The following is a 15,856-nucleotide window of genomic DNA, read 5'->3' as shown; positions in this document are numbered from 1 at the left end:
TATATTGTGTATCATGTCACAATGTATGTACAATTAGTATTGTATTAGTATTGTAGAGGTTTAATATAACAAAAATGTTATATTCCAATAGTTGATATAAACATAATAGTAATAATATATAGATGCTTAATTACGTATGGGGGGTGGTTATTATTTCTGACGATAAGTTAATGAAGTTTTTAGATGCAATAGTTAGTAATGGTGGAATTTCTAAGGCTGCTAATAGTCTATTTGTTACACAACCTTATATTAGTCAAACGATACATCAAGCTGAGAAAAAATATGGAGTAGAGTTGTTGGATAGAAATGTCAAACCTATTCGTTTAACATACGCTGGTAAATTATTATTAGATTATTTACATAAGGAGAAGAATGAATATTCAACTTTAAAGAGCGAAATGAATAGTTTGGCAAAGTATGCTCACGGTGAAATTGTAATAGCAACTAATCAACCATTAGGTAGATTCTTTTTCCCAAAATTATTGCCTAAGTTTAGAGAACAGTATCCAGATATAAAGACTCGATTAATAGAGTTGCCAACTACACAAGCTGAGAAGCTTCTTTTGACCGGGGAAATAAACTTTTTTATTGGAATGCCCATTTATAATCGAAAACTAAATTATGAAAAAATATCATTTGATTCTGTGTATGCTTTAATTCCAAAAACTTCATTATTGTTCGACGATTCAAGAAGTTATCCACCTGAGTTTCCATATTCAATAAGTGAGTTAAACGGTGAGGATATTATTAGTATTAGACAGGATTCACATTATCAGGAAGTACTAGATCATTTCTTTATTGATCATGGAGTTAATTTACACGTAGTAACAGAAGTAGCTAATATGGACATTGCTGCCCAGCTGGCGAAAGAGCAAGTTGGCTGTGCTTTTGTATCATCATTGATAGTAAGTGAGAATTTTGCTTTTCCAACAAGAAATTTAAATGTTTTCAAAATACCAAATGATCTTTTGAGAACGGATGTGGGGATTACATACAGAAAATTTCAAGGGATGTCTGATCCTATACAGTTACTTATTGATTTAACTAGAGAGAATATTGAGCCAATAATGATTTAAAACTTGTATACAAAAAACCGACGGCTGATTGGAGGACAGTCGTCGGTTTTTCATGTTGAGTGGTTTTGTTAAGTTTGAGGAAAAATATGGGAGTATGGAAGGAGATAATAAGGTTTGATTAAGCTAGATCGTTTGCTGAAACCCATTCGTTAGTAGCAACGCGATACATTTTTTGACCGTTAATAACAGCAGATTTGTCTGAGAACCAAGGAGTGTTGGCTGCAAGAGCACGATTACCAACTAATTGACCAGTTGATGTGTATAAGCGTTTTGCTGAGTTACCCGATGTTCTAACCGTTCTATTTACTACTGCACTTTCAGTAATAGTAATTTCTGCACCATCGGAAACTTTTACCCATTCGTTAGTAGCAACACGGTAATAAGTTGTACCATTTAATGTCATTTGTTTATCGACAGCCCAGCTAGTATTAGCCATTAAGGCACGATTTCTTACAGCTTTACCTTCAATGTTAAATAGTTGAGTAGTTTTGTTTGTTCTGAAGGTAGTCTTGTGAGCAGTTACCGTTGGTTTTACAACTGTTACATTTTTCTTAATAACAGTTACGTGATATGCCTTTTGAGATTTATCGATTTTAACTTCTGAAGCTTCATTCCTGACTAATTCATAACCTTCGGGAATAACAAGTTTATGTTTTGATCCGTTAAGACCAGAGACTTTCATTGCCCCAATTTCTTTGTTTGTAGCTTGATCAATGAATTGTACCTTGTTTGTGTATGTTGTTGTATCTGTTGATGATGAATGACCTGGTTTTTTGTTAGGTTTTGATGGCTTACCTGTTGGTGATTTATCTATTACAGGAATAACATGAACTTTAACCATTCCGTAACTAACTTTAAATTCTTGGTTCTCGACTGATTTATATCCAGATGGCACTGGCACACGTGATTTATCAACAGATGTGGCATTGTCCTCTAAATCTTTAATAACTCCATCAGGAATTTTGACATTTTCTTTGCCATCATTAATATATTTCACAATGACGTCAGACTTACTTACTTCATGTCCAGTATTTGAATCTTCTGGTTTAATGTGTACTAATATTTCATTATTTTGTATTGTGATTAGCTCACGTCCAGTAACAATATATCCATTAGGGGCTGTTATGGTAGAACCTTTGACCTTTTTAGTACCATTAGGTACCTCTATTGTTTTTTTATCAAATTTTTTAAGATTGTCTGTAGAATCTAAAAATTTAACGGTAATTGTTGTCGTTGTTTTATCTACAGGAATAACATGAACTTTAACCATTCCGTAACTAACTTTGAAGTTTTGGTTCTCGACTAATTTATATCCAGATGGCACTGGCACACGTGATTTATCAACGGATGTGGCATTGTCCTCTAAATCTTTAATAACTCCATCAGGAATTTTACCGTTTTTCTTGCCATCATTAATATATTTCACAATGACGTCAGACTTACTTACCTCATGTCCAGTATTTGAATCTTCTGGTTTAATATGTACTAATATTTCATTATTTTTTATTTCGATTAGTTCACGTCCAGTAACAATATATCCATTAGGTGCTGTTATGGTAGAACCTTTGACTTCTTTAGTGCCGTTAGGTACCTCTATTGTTTTTTCATCAAATTTTTTAAGATTGTTTGTAGAATCTAAAAATTTAACGGTAATTGTTGTTGTTGTTTTATCAGGGGTTCCTTGAATGGTATCTGTAGGAATGGGGTTTGGGTTAGTTGTTCCAGCTGTTACATTATTGGCAGCAGCATTAACAACAACAGCATTAATCATACTTGGGTTCAAAATCATAGTACTAAATAATAAACTCGTAATTACAAGGGACTTACTTTTTTTCATAAAATCTCTCCTCAAGGGTCTAATAATTTAAGAACGAGATAATGATATCGGATTATTGTATATATCCTGTAAATTTCATGTAAATTTCGTGTAAAGTTTCAGAAAGCCATTTTTTGGAAGTCAAGAAAAAAGATTGTGACACAACGATAAAATTCACTAAGTTTGCAGCGTAAACGTGTTTTGTCACACTCTCGTAAAATATTCTATTTATCGTCAGGAGTTAATCCTTTAACCAAGAAATCAACAAGGTGAGATATTTCTTCTTCCTCATCCCAATTAGGAGACTTAAATAGGAAGTAATGCTGTGCAAGGTAACCAAAAATAGTTGAGAAAATGAATCTAAATATTTCGACGTTATTCCAATCTATTAATAAATTATCCGATTTTAATTTGTCAAAAGATTCATTGATATTCTTCAGGTATTCATATGGTATTTCGTCGATCATGTCTTGTCTGATATTTTCATCATAGATAAATTCATCGATAAATATTCGCAATACGTCAATATTTGCTTTGAAAAATTCCATTCTATTACGCAATATGACGTTTATGAAGTCGTGAAGGGTGGGGTAGCCTGATTTCATAGTTTCTTCTGAGAATTCATTTAATATTTCTGGCAAAATAACGCGAGACATTGGCTTTAGAATAGATAACAGTAATTCTTCTTTATTATTGAATCGTTTGAATAGACTGCCCTCAGATACTCCAGCTTCTCTTGCTATTTCCTTAGTACTAGTATCTTTGTAGCCTTTTTTTGCGAATAAATTTATCGCTGCTTGAAAAATTTTTAGTTGCTTATCAGTAAGTCCTGATGTTTCAGGTGATTCTTTATAAATTTCAATTAGACTTTTCATATTTTTTCCTCAAAATTATTATTAACTCAATTGTAATTCAATGGCATCGAAAAAGCTGGGACAAAATTGCTTTTGTCTCAGCTCAATCAGGGGTGAATCTAAAATATTAAAATTAAGCGTGTTTTACGCTATGACCATTGCGGTAACCCAAGTATAACTGTGTTCCCGCAAGGACAATGTTTACATAATTCAAAATATTGAACCAATTATCAATACCGGCTACTTGAGTTGCACCAAAGTATGTCCAAAATCCCGCGATGACAGCAATAACGTTAACCCAGCCAAGGGCTTTTTGAAGTTGCTGATCATCCCTTTTAACGTACATCCAAATAACGTTAATTACGAACCAAATTGCTAGAATCCAAAACATTGTTGTAAACATAATATCAGCTCCTCTAAAAACTTTTGTTCTATCAAGAAAGTGAGTACTCACTTTCTTGATTACATGGATCATTATAGTTCTACTAAATTTAAAGTCAACACTAAGAATCTATTTTTTGAATAAAAAAACTTCCAAGCAAGTTAATGCTTGAAAGTTAGTATAATTAGTCGTTCTCGTCTTCAATAATATGGTCTTTTGTTTGACCAAAGATGGTAATAATATGCTGGTCGCTCAGTCTATAATGAATATTTCTTCCATGTCGCACGCTAGTAACTAGATTAAGTTGGCGCAACAGACTTAGTTGATGGGAAATTGATGATTGACTCATATCTAAGGTATCAGCTATTTCACCAACACTCAAAGGTGTTTTTGACAATGCTAAAATGATCTTAACCCGGGTCATATCGCCAAAAGCCTTAAAAATGTTGACCATTGATTCTAGTTCTTCATTAGCGGGAATGCTTTCCTTCAAATGATTGAGAGCATCTTGATGTTCCTGCTCTGAAAAATCTTTTTCTACCATAATACTTCACCTTTTTCTTAGAAATCATTGAATTTCCCTGTTGGATATATTATATTATAGATGAAATATGAATGAATGCTCATATATTCATGTAAACACTTACACAATTGTAGGGAGGATGTTCTAAATGAAATCATACAATGTCCAATCTGAATATCAAGTTAAAAATAAGAAAACGAAATCATCCAAGAGGCTGGATCAAGAGTCCAGAGTACGAATTTGGAAATTAGTGATTTCAGCCATTTTTATGGTGACTGGATTTGTCGGATCTTTTGATGAATCAATTAATATTGCATTATACTTCGTTGGTTACTTTGTGATTGGTGGAAGTATTGTTTTTAAGGCAATTAAGAATATATTTCACGGTGAGATTTTTGATGAAAACTTCTTAATGACTATCGCTACGGTCGGTGCTCTAATATTAGGGGAGTATCCGGAAGCTGTTGCGGTTATGTTCTTCTATGAGGTGGGAAATTTATTTGAAGATATTGCTACTAATAATTCTAAAAAATCTATTTCAGCATTATTAGAAGTTAAGCCTGTATTTGCGACTATCAAAATTGCTGCAGGCACAAAAAAAGTAGATCCAAGTAAAGTTCAAGTCGGTCAGATAATTGTTGTTAAACCTGGAGAGAAGATCCCACTGGATGGTACGGTTGTTTCTGGTAAATCTATGGTTGATACATCAGCTTTAACCGGTGAGTCAATGCCACGTAGTATTAAAGAAAACGATATGGCAATGAGCGGTTCCATTAATCAAAACGGTACTTTGGAAATCAAAGTAACCAAAGTCTATAGTGATTCGACTGTTGCTAAGATCTTGGATATGGTTCAAAATGCTAGTAGCAAAAAAGCACCGGCAGAAAAATTCATAACTCGCTTTGCCAAAATTTATACGCCTATCGTTGTCGCAATGGCAGCGGCTCTAGCTGTTATTCCGCCACTATTTACTGGCAATTGGAGTGAATGGATATCACGTGCACTAGTATTTTTAGTTATTTCTTGTCCATGTGCATTAGTCATTTCAGTTCCTTTAAGCTTCTTTGGTGGAATTGGTGCGGCTTCTAAACAAGGTGTTTTAGTTAAGGGAAGCAGTTACCTAGAGGCATTGAATAATGTAGATACAGTTGCATTTGATAAGACTGGTACTTTGACTAAAGGACAATTTGAAGTAGTGAAGATAGTGCCTGTTAATGGTATTAGTAGACAAGAACTATTAGGTGTTGCGGCAGCTGCCGAACAAAACTCAACTCATCCAATTGCACAATCCATTGTCCAAGCTTATAACGGCGATATTAGTAAATTTGAGATTTCTGAATCAAATGAACATGCTGGTCATGGTTTAAGTGCAGTAGTGAATGGTAAACAAATTATTGTCGGTAATAACAAGGCCATGGCAGGGATTGATTTCGTTGAGAATAGGGACATTGGTACGGTAGTTTACGTAAGTTCAGATGGTGATTTTATGGGTAGTATTGTAATCGCTGATGAACCCAAAACAGATGCTAGTGATGCCATTGAATTATTGCATCAACGTGGTATCAAGAGTGCAATGTTAACTGGTGATAATGAAGTCGTAGGTCGCTCCATTGCTAAAAAGTTAAAATTGGATCAGGTATATACTAGTTTGTTGCCTGAAGATAAGGTAAATATTGTAGAAGAACTGTTAGCATCATCTAGAAAAAATAATAAAAAAGTAGCCTTTGTTGGTGATGGTATTAATGACACACCTGTATTGACAACGGCTGATATCGGCTTTGCAATGGGTGGTCTTGGCAGTGATGCTGCGGTTGAAGCAGCTGATATAGTTATTATGGGTGATGAACCTTCTAAGGTCTCTAAGACGATAAGAATTGCTCAGGTAACTAGAAAAATTGTTATGGAAAATATCAGTTTTGCTATTGGCATTAAAGTATTATTCTTAATATTAGGTGCATTCGGTATTGTCGGTATGTGGCAAGCAGTATTTGCTGATGTGGGCGTGACCGTTATAGCGGTTCTAAATGCTGTTAGATTACAGTTTCTAAAATAATCATTGGAGAGTAGATTATGCTACTCTCTTTTTTAATACCCAATTTACAATCAATATAGGAATATTTAAGATAATTTATATTATAATATATTAATAAGTAGATAATATAGACTATCGGAGATAGCGTTATGATGACAGGAATTTTATATCAGAATATTGCCGAAGATATTAAGAAGAATATTTTGTCTGGCAAGTATCCAGTTGGTAAATTAATTCCAACTGAAAATGAATTAGAAAAAATGTATAAGGTAAGTAAGATAACAATTCGTAAGGCCGTACAATTATTGGTTGGAGAAGGGTACTTAGTTAAGAAGAGTGGTATAGGTACAACAGTTATTAGTAATAGCTTATTTAACAAGTTGTCCAAGGCCAGATCTTTTTCTTCAATTGTTGATGAAAATGGTGATCTGGACAAGAAGATACTGGAAATAAAGTTAGTTGCACCGGATGGAACACCGTTCAAAGAAGATGGAAATCAAGAAGTACTATATATTAAGCGACTTTATTTGTTGAATCAGCAACCATTTATTATTTTTGAACACTATTTACCAAATGTGGGAATTAAGAGTGAATTAAAAGATTTGCGTCATAAGTCCCTGTATAAAATTTTGCAAGATAGTGGACAAGATGTTGCTAGTTTCAAAGATGAGTTCAAAGCAGTTAATCTGAATGATGAAGATCAAAAGTTATTAAACAAATCAGATACTTTGGCAATAAATCGTATCAGACGTGGGTTTGATAGATTTGGTCATCTTATTGAATATTCATTAGCGAGATACGATACTAATAAATTTCCTTATGAAATCGAATACGAAGTCTAGGCTTTGTATAAGCGTTTACATTATATTATTATAATGTTATAATCTTTGTGAAATTTGAGAGATATTTAATAGAAAATTTGATGAATTAGTTACTCATATCCAAAATTTGAAAGGCGGAATAGAGTATGACCAAGCGCACTTTGGGAGTTTCGGTATATCCAGATCATAGCGACATTGAAAAGGATAAGGAATATTTAGCTAAGGCAGCTTTGCAAGGATTCACTAGAGTTTTCATGAGTATGCTGGAAGTTGATGCCGGCAAAGAACAAGTTATGCACAAGTATCACAATTTAATATCTTATGCCAAATTATTAGGTTACAGCGTTACATTAGATGTTGCGCCTGATATGTTTGAACAACTGGGAATCTCGTATCACGACCTAAGTTTTTTTTCACAATTGGGAACTGATTCAATTAGATTAGATACAGGATTTGATGGACAAACTGAAGCAATGATTTCATATAATCCTGAGCTTATAAATATAGAATTGAATATGAGTAATGACGTTGCATACTTGAACAATATTTTGTCATATTCCGCAAATAGACCGTTTATTTACGGTTGCCACAATTTTTATCCGCAAAGAGGTACTGGATTACCGTTAGACTTTTTCATTTCATGTTCAAAACGTTTTAGAAATGAGAATATCGAAACAGCTGCTTTTGTAACTTCGCAATCTGGAAATATGGGGCCTTGGAATGTTAATGATGGATTGCCAACGTTAGAAATGCATCGTGATTTACCAATTTTGGTTCAAACCAAGCATTTGTTTGCGACAGGATTAATTGATTGTGTAATTATTGGTAACGCCCATGCGTCGGATGAAGAGCTGATGGAACTGGGTAGATTAGATCGTTATCAGATAAGTCTGGGGGTCAAATTGTCATCGGACATAAACGAGGTTGAGAAAGAAATCTTATTCGATAATCAACATTTTCGACGTGGAGATATTGCGGACTTGGCTATTAGATCGACCGAAGTGCGTAGAAAATACGGTCCAAATGATAATCCTAAGAGTTCAGGAACTCATGAATTTCGTCGTGGGGCTATCGTTATTGGAAATGATGAATTTGGTAGATATAAGAATGAGTTACAAATAGTATTAGAACCTCATATTGATCCCCGAAAAAATTTAGTTGCTGAGATTTCTGAGAAGGAATTATTCCTATTGGATTACGTGACACCATGGTCAAAATTTAAACTGGAGGCGATTTGAATGGCTGATTTGTATATAAAGAATGGCTTGAATGAACACTCTGAGCCAGTTGAACTATTGATAGAGAATGGAAAGATTAAGCAGGTAGGAGCTGAACTAGTCGATGTAGTCGCTGATAAGACGATCGACTTAGAAAAGAAGTCATTCGTAACCGCTGGTTGGATTGACGATCATACACATTGTTATGAAAAATTAGAGCGATTTTCCGACGATCCTGATGAAGATGGATACAAAACCGGCGTTACAACGGTGATTGATGCAGGGTCTACTGGTGCCAATGATATTGATGATTTTTACGAGGTAACTCGAGATAAAATAACCAATGTGTATGCGATGATCAATATTTCTAAATCAGGAATGAATTCTCAAAATGAGTTAGAGGACATGAATCAAATCAGCCTTTCGGATCTGCAAGCAGCAGTTGATAAATATCCGGAGTTCATTGTGGGAATAAAAGCCAGAGTAAGTAAGTCGGTAGTGGTTAACAATGGAGTTAATCCGTTAGTGGAAGCTAAATACATTCAAATGAAATTACATCAGCGTCTTCCGTTGATGGTGCATATTGGCTCCAATCCACCAGACTTATCGGAAGTAATTGCGGTGTTGGATCGTGGGGATATACTAACACATTGCTTCAATGGTAAGAGTAACGGTATCCTTGATGAGAATGGTGACATAAAGGATTTCGTTCAAGATGGATATGAGCATGGAATTGTATTTGATCTGGGTCATGGTACCGACAGCTTTGATTTCCATACAGCTGAAGTAGCGAAGGATTACAAGTTATCGCCAGAAACTTTGAGTACCGATATTCATCGTTCAAATCGTGAAAATGGACCAGTTTATGATATGTCTACATGTATTGAAAAATTATTAGTTATTGGATACAGAATTTCTGAGATCATTCCTATGATAACAGTACGTCCGGCTAAGAATTTTGGCTTAAGTAGTAAAGGAAAATTAGAAGTTGGATATGATGCTGATGTTACAATATTTGATATTAAAAAAGGTAGTAAAGAATTGACAGATTCATATGGAAATACAAAGACTACCGATGAACTTATCTTACCTAAGTACAGTATTATTAATGGAAATGTATATTCAGTTTAAAAAAGCCACCTCTTACGAGGTGACTTTTTTAGACTCCCAGAGTCATTCTAGCTAATTTTGACATACGTTCTTTAGTCCAGACGGGACTCCAAACCATTGTTAGATTACATTTATCTACAAAATCAATTTTTTTCAACTGTATTAATGACATTTTGCGTCATAGATTCACCAAATTGGCAGCTTCTAGTTGGCATGGTCATTTCGATGTTACAAATACCATCATTTAATTCAACATTGTATATTAATCCAAGATTGATTATGTCTATTTTCATATCTGGATCGATAACATCAAATAGATGCTTTCTAATGGTTTTGATTTTGTCGTCCATATTATACTTTCTCTCTAACTAAATTAATTGGCTAAATCATGAATTGGAACATTGATAGTCAAATCACTTAAAGGATAGGCGGCACAAGTATGTATATAACCAAACTCCTTGTCAGCAATTCTGCGTCCGTCAATAGAATCAGGTGTGAATGCTTTGCCACTAATTAATTGTGAACGACAAAATCCACATTCACCGCTACGACACATTGACGGAGCTTCAATTCCCGCTCGTTCCAGAGCAATCAATAATGATTCGTTACTTTTAGCTTTAATTATACGCTTGTCATCTCTAACTTGGACGGTGAGGTTAAAAGTTTTATCTCTTGCATATTCAGGATAATCCAATTCGTTATATGGCGTACCAAAGTTCCCACTCAGTTCGTGACGAATCTTACCAGCAGGTAGGTTCAGCGTTGCAATCTCTTTGTTGGCGAATTTGTACATTACATCTGGACCACAAATAAAAATTGAATAATCATCAGCTGGTTGATATTTTTTGATGATTTCAGCACTAATAAAGCCATGTTCATAACCAGTTATATTTTCGTCACTCAAAACATTAACAAGCTTTACTTTATTTGTTTTTTTGGTAATATCTTCAAGCTCGTCACCTAATAGAATATTGTCGTGAGTTCTGCTTCCGTAAATAATTGTTAAATTAGTATCTTCAGTACCTTCAAGAATTGACTTTGCCATCGAATAAAACGGTGTTATGCCACTACCGCCAGCAATAGCAATGATATACTTGCTATCACGTAGGGGTTGATAATACAAATTTCCTGCTGGAGCTGAAGCTTCGACATTTGTACCAACTTCCCAATTGTTCCAAATGTAAGGCGTAGCGAATCCGTTTTTAACAAGTTTGATAGTAAGTACATATATATCATTCATTGCGTCAGAAGGAGAAGAACAGATCGCATATGGGCGAGTTACATAGCTATTGTTAATGTGCATGCGTAATGATAGATACTGACCAGCACGAAAGTAAGCCAAGTGTTCAGTTCCAAGATTTTTATTTGGTTTGAAATAAAAACTTTTAGATTCATTACCATGTTCGATTATTTTATAAATCTGTAAGAATTGCTTTTCAGGATGAAGCCTTTCAGCTAATTGATTGACGGGAAAGGTTTTAGCAAGTGGTTTGGTGGATCCAGAATTAATTTTTTCTTTACGCTCATCGAGCAATTTATTGAACGGAGCAATTTGCTTTTCAAAATTATCCATTAGACTGTCTCCTTTGATAGTTTTTTGTTAGCTAATTTGGCTGCTGAAAGTCCGGATTGATATGCTGAACTATATCCATCGAGTAAGTACCCATGTCCGCCACAGAAGTGTAGATTTTTGATCGGCTCATCTTCTTTGACAAAACTCATTGTACGGGCAATCATTTGATCCCAAGGTTGACCAAAGTATCCGTATATTTCTCCTTCGGGTCCGCGCAAATAGCGAGCAAATGTTTCTGGGGTAGCTATCTCAATTTCTTCGATATTGTCACGAATATTTATTCCTGTGGCATTTTCGTAACGTGTAATCAACTCTTCAGCAATCTTATCCTTTAGTTTTGGATACTCAGATGGTGAAATGTTGTCCCATGAGTCACCAAAGAATAGTTGCGTTGCATAGAGAATTGATGTGCCGACTGGTGAACATCCAGGATTAGCCACGTTGAGACAATTCATAATAAAGAATCCGTTGTCCTTGATATTTTTCATATGATCGAACTGATAGTGCGAATCCCAATTATCATCAATAAAAGTACTGTAGTCTTTGATTCCAAGTTCTTCAGCTGATTTGTTTAGTCCCAAGTAAACTAATAGACCACTAGTACCGATTTTTCTAGCATTAGACTTTTTGATTTCTTGAACTGGTATGTCTTTAGAATCCAGCATTTTGCTGTAAACAATATCAGGAATAACATTCATAATGACTTGCTTGGCGTAGATATCTTTGTCGGCGGTACGAACACCAACTACCGCTCCATCTTCCACAATAAGCTTATTTATTTCAGTATTGAACCAAACCTTTCCACCATTTTTTTGGAGAGAGTTGATCAGAGCTGTCGAAATTTCATGTGACCTATTTACAGGAATATAAGCAGATAAGGCGACATAGGAGACGACCATCTCTGCCATGTAACCGAATTCGAATTCATCACCAGGAATACCAATGTAGCACCAGTATGCCATGAGAATCTCTTGTGCTTTTTTTGGTATCTGCAGTTCATCGAGTACTTTTTGGTAAGGTACAGTTCCATATTTCATGAATGATGGATACTTCTTTGCAATTTTCTTCATGTCAATTTGTTCAGGATTAGTTGTCATCTCAGAAAAGGCTTGAGCAGTTTCGACGGCTATTTTGAAGAACTTACCAATGCTTTCTCCACTTCCTGGTACTGCCTGTGCCATAGCTTTGATGAATTCTGGCACACCAGTTGGCATTGAGACATCGAATCCATCTTTGCCGGTGTTGATCACGCGATAGGCGTCGGGAACTTCTTTGAAATCAATATCGATACCTAACCAATCAAATATTTTTCGAATATTACCTGGATTGTCTGCCGAGCCATATTTTGCCAATTCATGTAGTGATGGTTCAAATTCAAATCTACCTCTTGTGAAACTAGTGGCAGCGCCACCAGGTAAATTATGTCTTTCTATCAGCAGTGTAGAATGTCCCATTTTTGCAGAACTTGCAGCAGCAATTAAGCCACCATTTCCTGCTCCGACAACAATAACATCATAGTCAGTTTTCACGATGAAGCCTCCTTATTAATTAAGTTTTCATTGATCAATGAAATTCTTAACTGTAGTATCGAACATTAATATTATTTTGTAAATAAATTCACAAGCGATATACTGGAATTGGGCAGGTATCTTATTGGTGGTATCTGGTTAATCCAGAACCAAAAGGAGGATAATCGTGAAGTTTGAAACAATCCAATCCAAGTCAGAAGTAGATCAATTAGTTGATTTTTTCGAAAAGAAAATTTTGACTGGAGAATTAAAAATTGGAGATAAATTACCAAGTGAACGTGTCATGGCGCAGAATTTTGGAGTTAGCCGCTCAGTCGTTAACAATGGGCTTAAAGAATTGGCACGTTTAGGATTCATTCGAGTGGTTCCGAGACAAGGTAATTACATCGCCAAGTTCAACGAAAATGGTAATTTAGAAACATTCAATATAATTATCAATTTTAATGGTGGCAATTATCGTCCATCGTTACTCAAATCGATTTTTCATACCCGTAAACTATTTGAAGATGATATGATCATGGAATGCGATCCAGATACTTCTTTTGTTAAGTTGAATCTTTTTTATGATAAATTCAAAAGTGAAGTTAATCTTAACAAAAAACCAGAAATGAGTTTTGATTTTTATCATGAACTGGCTGTATCTTCAGGTAATTTAGTATATCCATTACTAATCCTAAACTTTAAGTCTATCTACTTAACTTTAGGCAAATGGATGATTCAATCACATAATCTCAAAAAAATTGAAAATCTTCGCGATTACGTTGTGTATTATTTGAACGAACGAGATTTTCCGAAAGCTAGAGATTGTAACGATAAATTGATTGATTTTTGCTTATCAGAATTACTTTCTGACTATTAATGATCAATTTTGGTTCCCATTTTCAAAAAATTTAGGTTAGTATATAGAAGTGTTAATTAAGAAATAATAAGGTGTTATTAACAATGAAAAGATTTAATAAAATTTACATATTACAATTTGTTTTTATAATTCTATCAGCATTGTTGATGGGATTTGTTTTGAGTTATTCACAAATCGGCAGTGTTAAGTATGCATTCTCCACTATTACACAGACATATCCAGGTATGTACTTAGTTACAGCAGCAATTATGTTGCTAATTTATCTTGGCTTGTATGGGATAATAAATCGATTCTTTTATTCGACAGCTGTCTTTTATGTTTTCTTCCTTATATATGCAGTTGCAAATAGATTAAAAGTTATCTATAGAACAGAGCCAGTACTGCCAAGTGATTTGATGTTTTTGAGTAATATAAAAGAATTATTAACGATGGTTAGTTTGAAATTAGTAGCTGAAATTGTTGTAGCATTACTCATTGGTATTGCAATTTGCATCTTCCTAGAAAGAAGATTTGGTAAGTCATTATTGCGTATGAAATGGCCTACGAGAGTTATTTTTGTGTTATTAGCAATTTTAAGTTTAGGAAGTTTTTATTCGGCAAATGATGAAGGCTCACTCACAAATAAGCTTTTGGCAAAAGCTGGTCGTTCAGACTTTACCGCTAATTTGATTTGGGAAACTAATAGTAATGGTCCATTGATTACTTTTTTGACTAATGTTCGTGTCAAAGTGATGGATCAGCCAAAAGGTTACAGTGAAGCGAAGATTGATTCCATTGTTAAAGAGTATAAAAATGTTGCGGATGATATTAATCAGGACCGACCTAACAGTGATATAAATAAACAAACTCTTATTTTTGTTTTAAGTGAAAGTTTCGCTGATCCAAGTCGGGTTCCAAATGTCAAAATCAATCAAGATGCCATTCCGAATATTCGTCAAACCATGAAAGATAATACTTCTGGCTTAATGTTAAGTTCCGGATACGGTGGTGGAACAGCTAATATGGAGTATATGACTTTCACTGGATTAGCATTCAATCAGTTCTCTAAGTCGTTACAATCGCCATATGTTCAACTAGTTCAGAAACAGGATAATCCTGAAAATATTACTAATCAATTCAATACTAAAGCTGCCATCCATCCGTATATTGGTAATTTTTACAGTCGTGCTAGTGTTTATAAGAAGTTTGGATTCCAAACCTTTAGAAATATAGATACATCTGGAAATTTGGCACTTCAATATACTGCACCGGCAGATGGTGGACAATACATTGGTGATGAATCTGCTTATAAAGATGCTTTATGGCAAGTAAATAATGTAAAAGATGGCCAATTTATTAGTTTGGTCACAATGCAAAATCATATGCCTTATACTAATAAGTACAAAGGTAATGAGTTTAAGGCGAGTGGCAGCGGAGCAGGTAAGAATGCAGGACAAGTAGCTAACTTCTCTAAGGGGTTAAATTTGACTGATGTATCTACCAAGTCGTTCTTGGATAGTTTAGATAAGATAAACAAACCAATCACAGTTGTTTGGTATGGTGACCATTTACCAGGTATTTATGATGGCAACAGTATGCAAAAGTATAATGTCGTACAACACGAAACGGAATATTTTGTTTACAGTAATAAATATGCGGTTGAGCATGATAAAGCCACTAAGAAGTTGAATAGTAATACAAAGATTACTGATCCTAATGGGTTTATAGCTTTGGCATACAAACAAATGGGACAAAAAGTTACACCGTTCTATGCAATGTTGACGAAAATACAAGAGGATACTCCGGCTATGGCAAAGAGCACGGTTGGTAGTTCAGAGAGTCTTTATGTTGATAAGAAGACCGGTAAGCAAGTTGAATATAAGAACTTGAGTAGTAAGCAAAAACATCTACTAAGTGATTACAAGCTTATTCAATATGATTTAACAGCCGGTAAGGGATACAGCACCAAAGCTGGATTTACTAAATGATAAAACGCACGAATAAAAAAGGCTCTTTGTCAAATAGTATTGATGAATGATTTTTGGCCTATGGGCATCCTCAATGAGGATGCCTATTTTTATGCAC

At 34.6% G+C, this 15,856-nt stretch carries 14 protein-coding genes; 7 read left to right on the top strand and 7 right to left on the bottom strand.

Annotated elements, in window-relative coordinates:
* Positions 1 to 122: 122 nt before the first annotated feature.
* Positions 123 to 1,076: a LysR family transcriptional regulator gene (locus EKM79_RS00870; protein ID WP_125565247.1), complete on the top strand. Its 954-nt coding sequence runs from the start codon at positions 123 to 125 to the stop codon at positions 1,074 to 1,076.
* Positions 1,077 to 1,194: 118 nt separating this feature from the next.
* Here EKM79_RS00870 and EKM79_RS00865 read toward each other — a convergent pair whose 3' ends face one another.
* The 4 genes from EKM79_RS00865 to EKM79_RS00850 form a co-directional block, all read right to left on the bottom strand.
* Positions 1,195 to 2,913, bottom strand: a complete 1,719-nt coding sequence (locus EKM79_RS00865; protein WP_125565246.1) for an SLAP domain-containing protein — start codon at positions 2,911 to 2,913, stop codon at positions 1,195 to 1,197.
* 203 nt (positions 2,914 to 3,116) lie between these two features.
* The gene (locus EKM79_RS00860) at positions 3,117 to 3,767 is read right to left on the bottom strand and encodes a TetR/AcrR family transcriptional regulator (protein ID WP_125565245.1); all 651 of its coding nucleotides are present in this window, start codon (positions 3,765 to 3,767) and stop codon (positions 3,117 to 3,119) included.
* A 112-nt stretch (positions 3,768 to 3,879) separates the two neighbouring features.
* Complete coding sequence (locus EKM79_RS00855; RefSeq protein WP_125565244.1) at positions 3,880 to 4,149, bottom strand: hypothetical protein; 270 nt, start codon at positions 4,147 to 4,149, stop codon at positions 3,880 to 3,882.
* Between the two features lie 163 nt (positions 4,150 to 4,312).
* A complete protein-coding gene (locus tag EKM79_RS00850) occupies positions 4,313 to 4,672 on the bottom strand; it encodes an ArsR/SmtB family transcription factor (RefSeq protein ID WP_125565243.1) in 360 nt (119 codons plus the stop codon).
* A gap of 247 nt (positions 4,673 to 4,919) precedes the next feature.
* Here EKM79_RS00850 and EKM79_RS00845 point away from each other — a divergent pair, with 247 nt between their 5' ends.
* From EKM79_RS00845 to EKM79_RS00830, 4 genes are all read left to right on the top strand, one after another.
* Positions 4,920 to 6,704: a heavy metal translocating P-type ATPase gene (locus EKM79_RS00845; protein ID WP_425454012.1), complete on the top strand. Its 1,785-nt coding sequence runs from the start codon at positions 4,920 to 4,922 to the stop codon at positions 6,702 to 6,704.
* Between the two features lie 128 nt (positions 6,705 to 6,832).
* Positions 6,833 to 7,525: a GntR family transcriptional regulator gene (locus EKM79_RS00840; protein ID WP_125565241.1), complete on the top strand. Its 693-nt coding sequence runs from the start codon at positions 6,833 to 6,835 to the stop codon at positions 7,523 to 7,525.
* A gap of 125 nt (positions 7,526 to 7,650) precedes the next feature.
* A complete protein-coding gene (locus tag EKM79_RS00835) occupies positions 7,651 to 8,742 on the top strand; it encodes a DUF871 domain-containing protein (RefSeq protein WP_125565240.1) in 1,092 nt (363 codons plus the stop codon).
* Positions 8,743 to 9,852, top strand: a complete 1,110-nt coding sequence (locus EKM79_RS00830) for an amidohydrolase/deacetylase family metallohydrolase (RefSeq protein WP_125565239.1) — start codon at positions 8,743 to 8,745, stop codon at positions 9,850 to 9,852.
* A 122-nt stretch (positions 9,853 to 9,974) separates the two neighbouring features.
* Here EKM79_RS00830 and EKM79_RS00825 read toward each other — a convergent pair whose 3' ends face one another.
* Genes EKM79_RS00825 through EKM79_RS00815 form a run of 3 tightly spaced genes read right to left on the bottom strand, consistent with a single transcriptional unit; the run spans position 9,975 to position 12,933 of the window.
* Positions 9,975 to 10,181: a metal-sulfur cluster assembly factor gene (locus tag EKM79_RS00825; protein WP_125565238.1), complete on the bottom strand. Its 207-nt coding sequence runs from the start codon at positions 10,179 to 10,181 to the stop codon at positions 9,975 to 9,977.
* 23 nt (positions 10,182 to 10,204) lie between these two features.
* Positions 10,205 to 11,404, bottom strand: a complete 1,200-nt coding sequence (locus EKM79_RS00820; protein WP_125565237.1) for an iron-sulfur cluster-binding domain-containing protein — start codon at positions 11,402 to 11,404, stop codon at positions 10,205 to 10,207.
* Complete coding sequence (locus EKM79_RS00815) at positions 11,404 to 12,933, bottom strand: phytoene desaturase family protein (RefSeq protein WP_125565236.1); 1,530 nt, start codon at positions 12,931 to 12,933, stop codon at positions 11,404 to 11,406. Before EKM79_RS00815 ends, EKM79_RS00820 begins: the two co-directional genes overlap by 1 nt.
* A 166-nt stretch (positions 12,934 to 13,099) precedes the next feature.
* Here EKM79_RS00815 and EKM79_RS00810 point away from each other — a divergent pair, with 166 nt between their 5' ends.
* Together EKM79_RS00810 and EKM79_RS00805 are read left to right on the top strand one after the other, a co-directional pair.
* Positions 13,100 to 13,792 (top strand): FadR/GntR family transcriptional regulator, encoded by a 693-nt coding sequence (locus tag EKM79_RS00810; RefSeq protein ID WP_164505963.1) that lies wholly within the window; start codon positions 13,100 to 13,102, stop codon positions 13,790 to 13,792.
* Between the two features lie 83 nt (positions 13,793 to 13,875).
* Positions 13,876 to 15,759, top strand: coding sequence for an LTA synthase family protein (locus tag EKM79_RS00805; RefSeq protein ID WP_125565234.1), 1,884 nt, complete (start codon positions 13,876 to 13,878; stop codon positions 15,757 to 15,759).
* The last annotated feature ends 97 nt before the right edge of the window (positions 15,760 to 15,856 follow it).

This window comes from Companilactobacillus insicii (assembly GCF_003946015.1).
Lineage (GTDB): Bacteria > Bacillota > Bacilli > Lactobacillales > Lactobacillaceae > Companilactobacillus > Companilactobacillus insicii.
The sequence above is the reverse complement of the archived record's forward strand: the minus strand, read 5'-3'. Positions and strand labels throughout refer to the sequence as shown.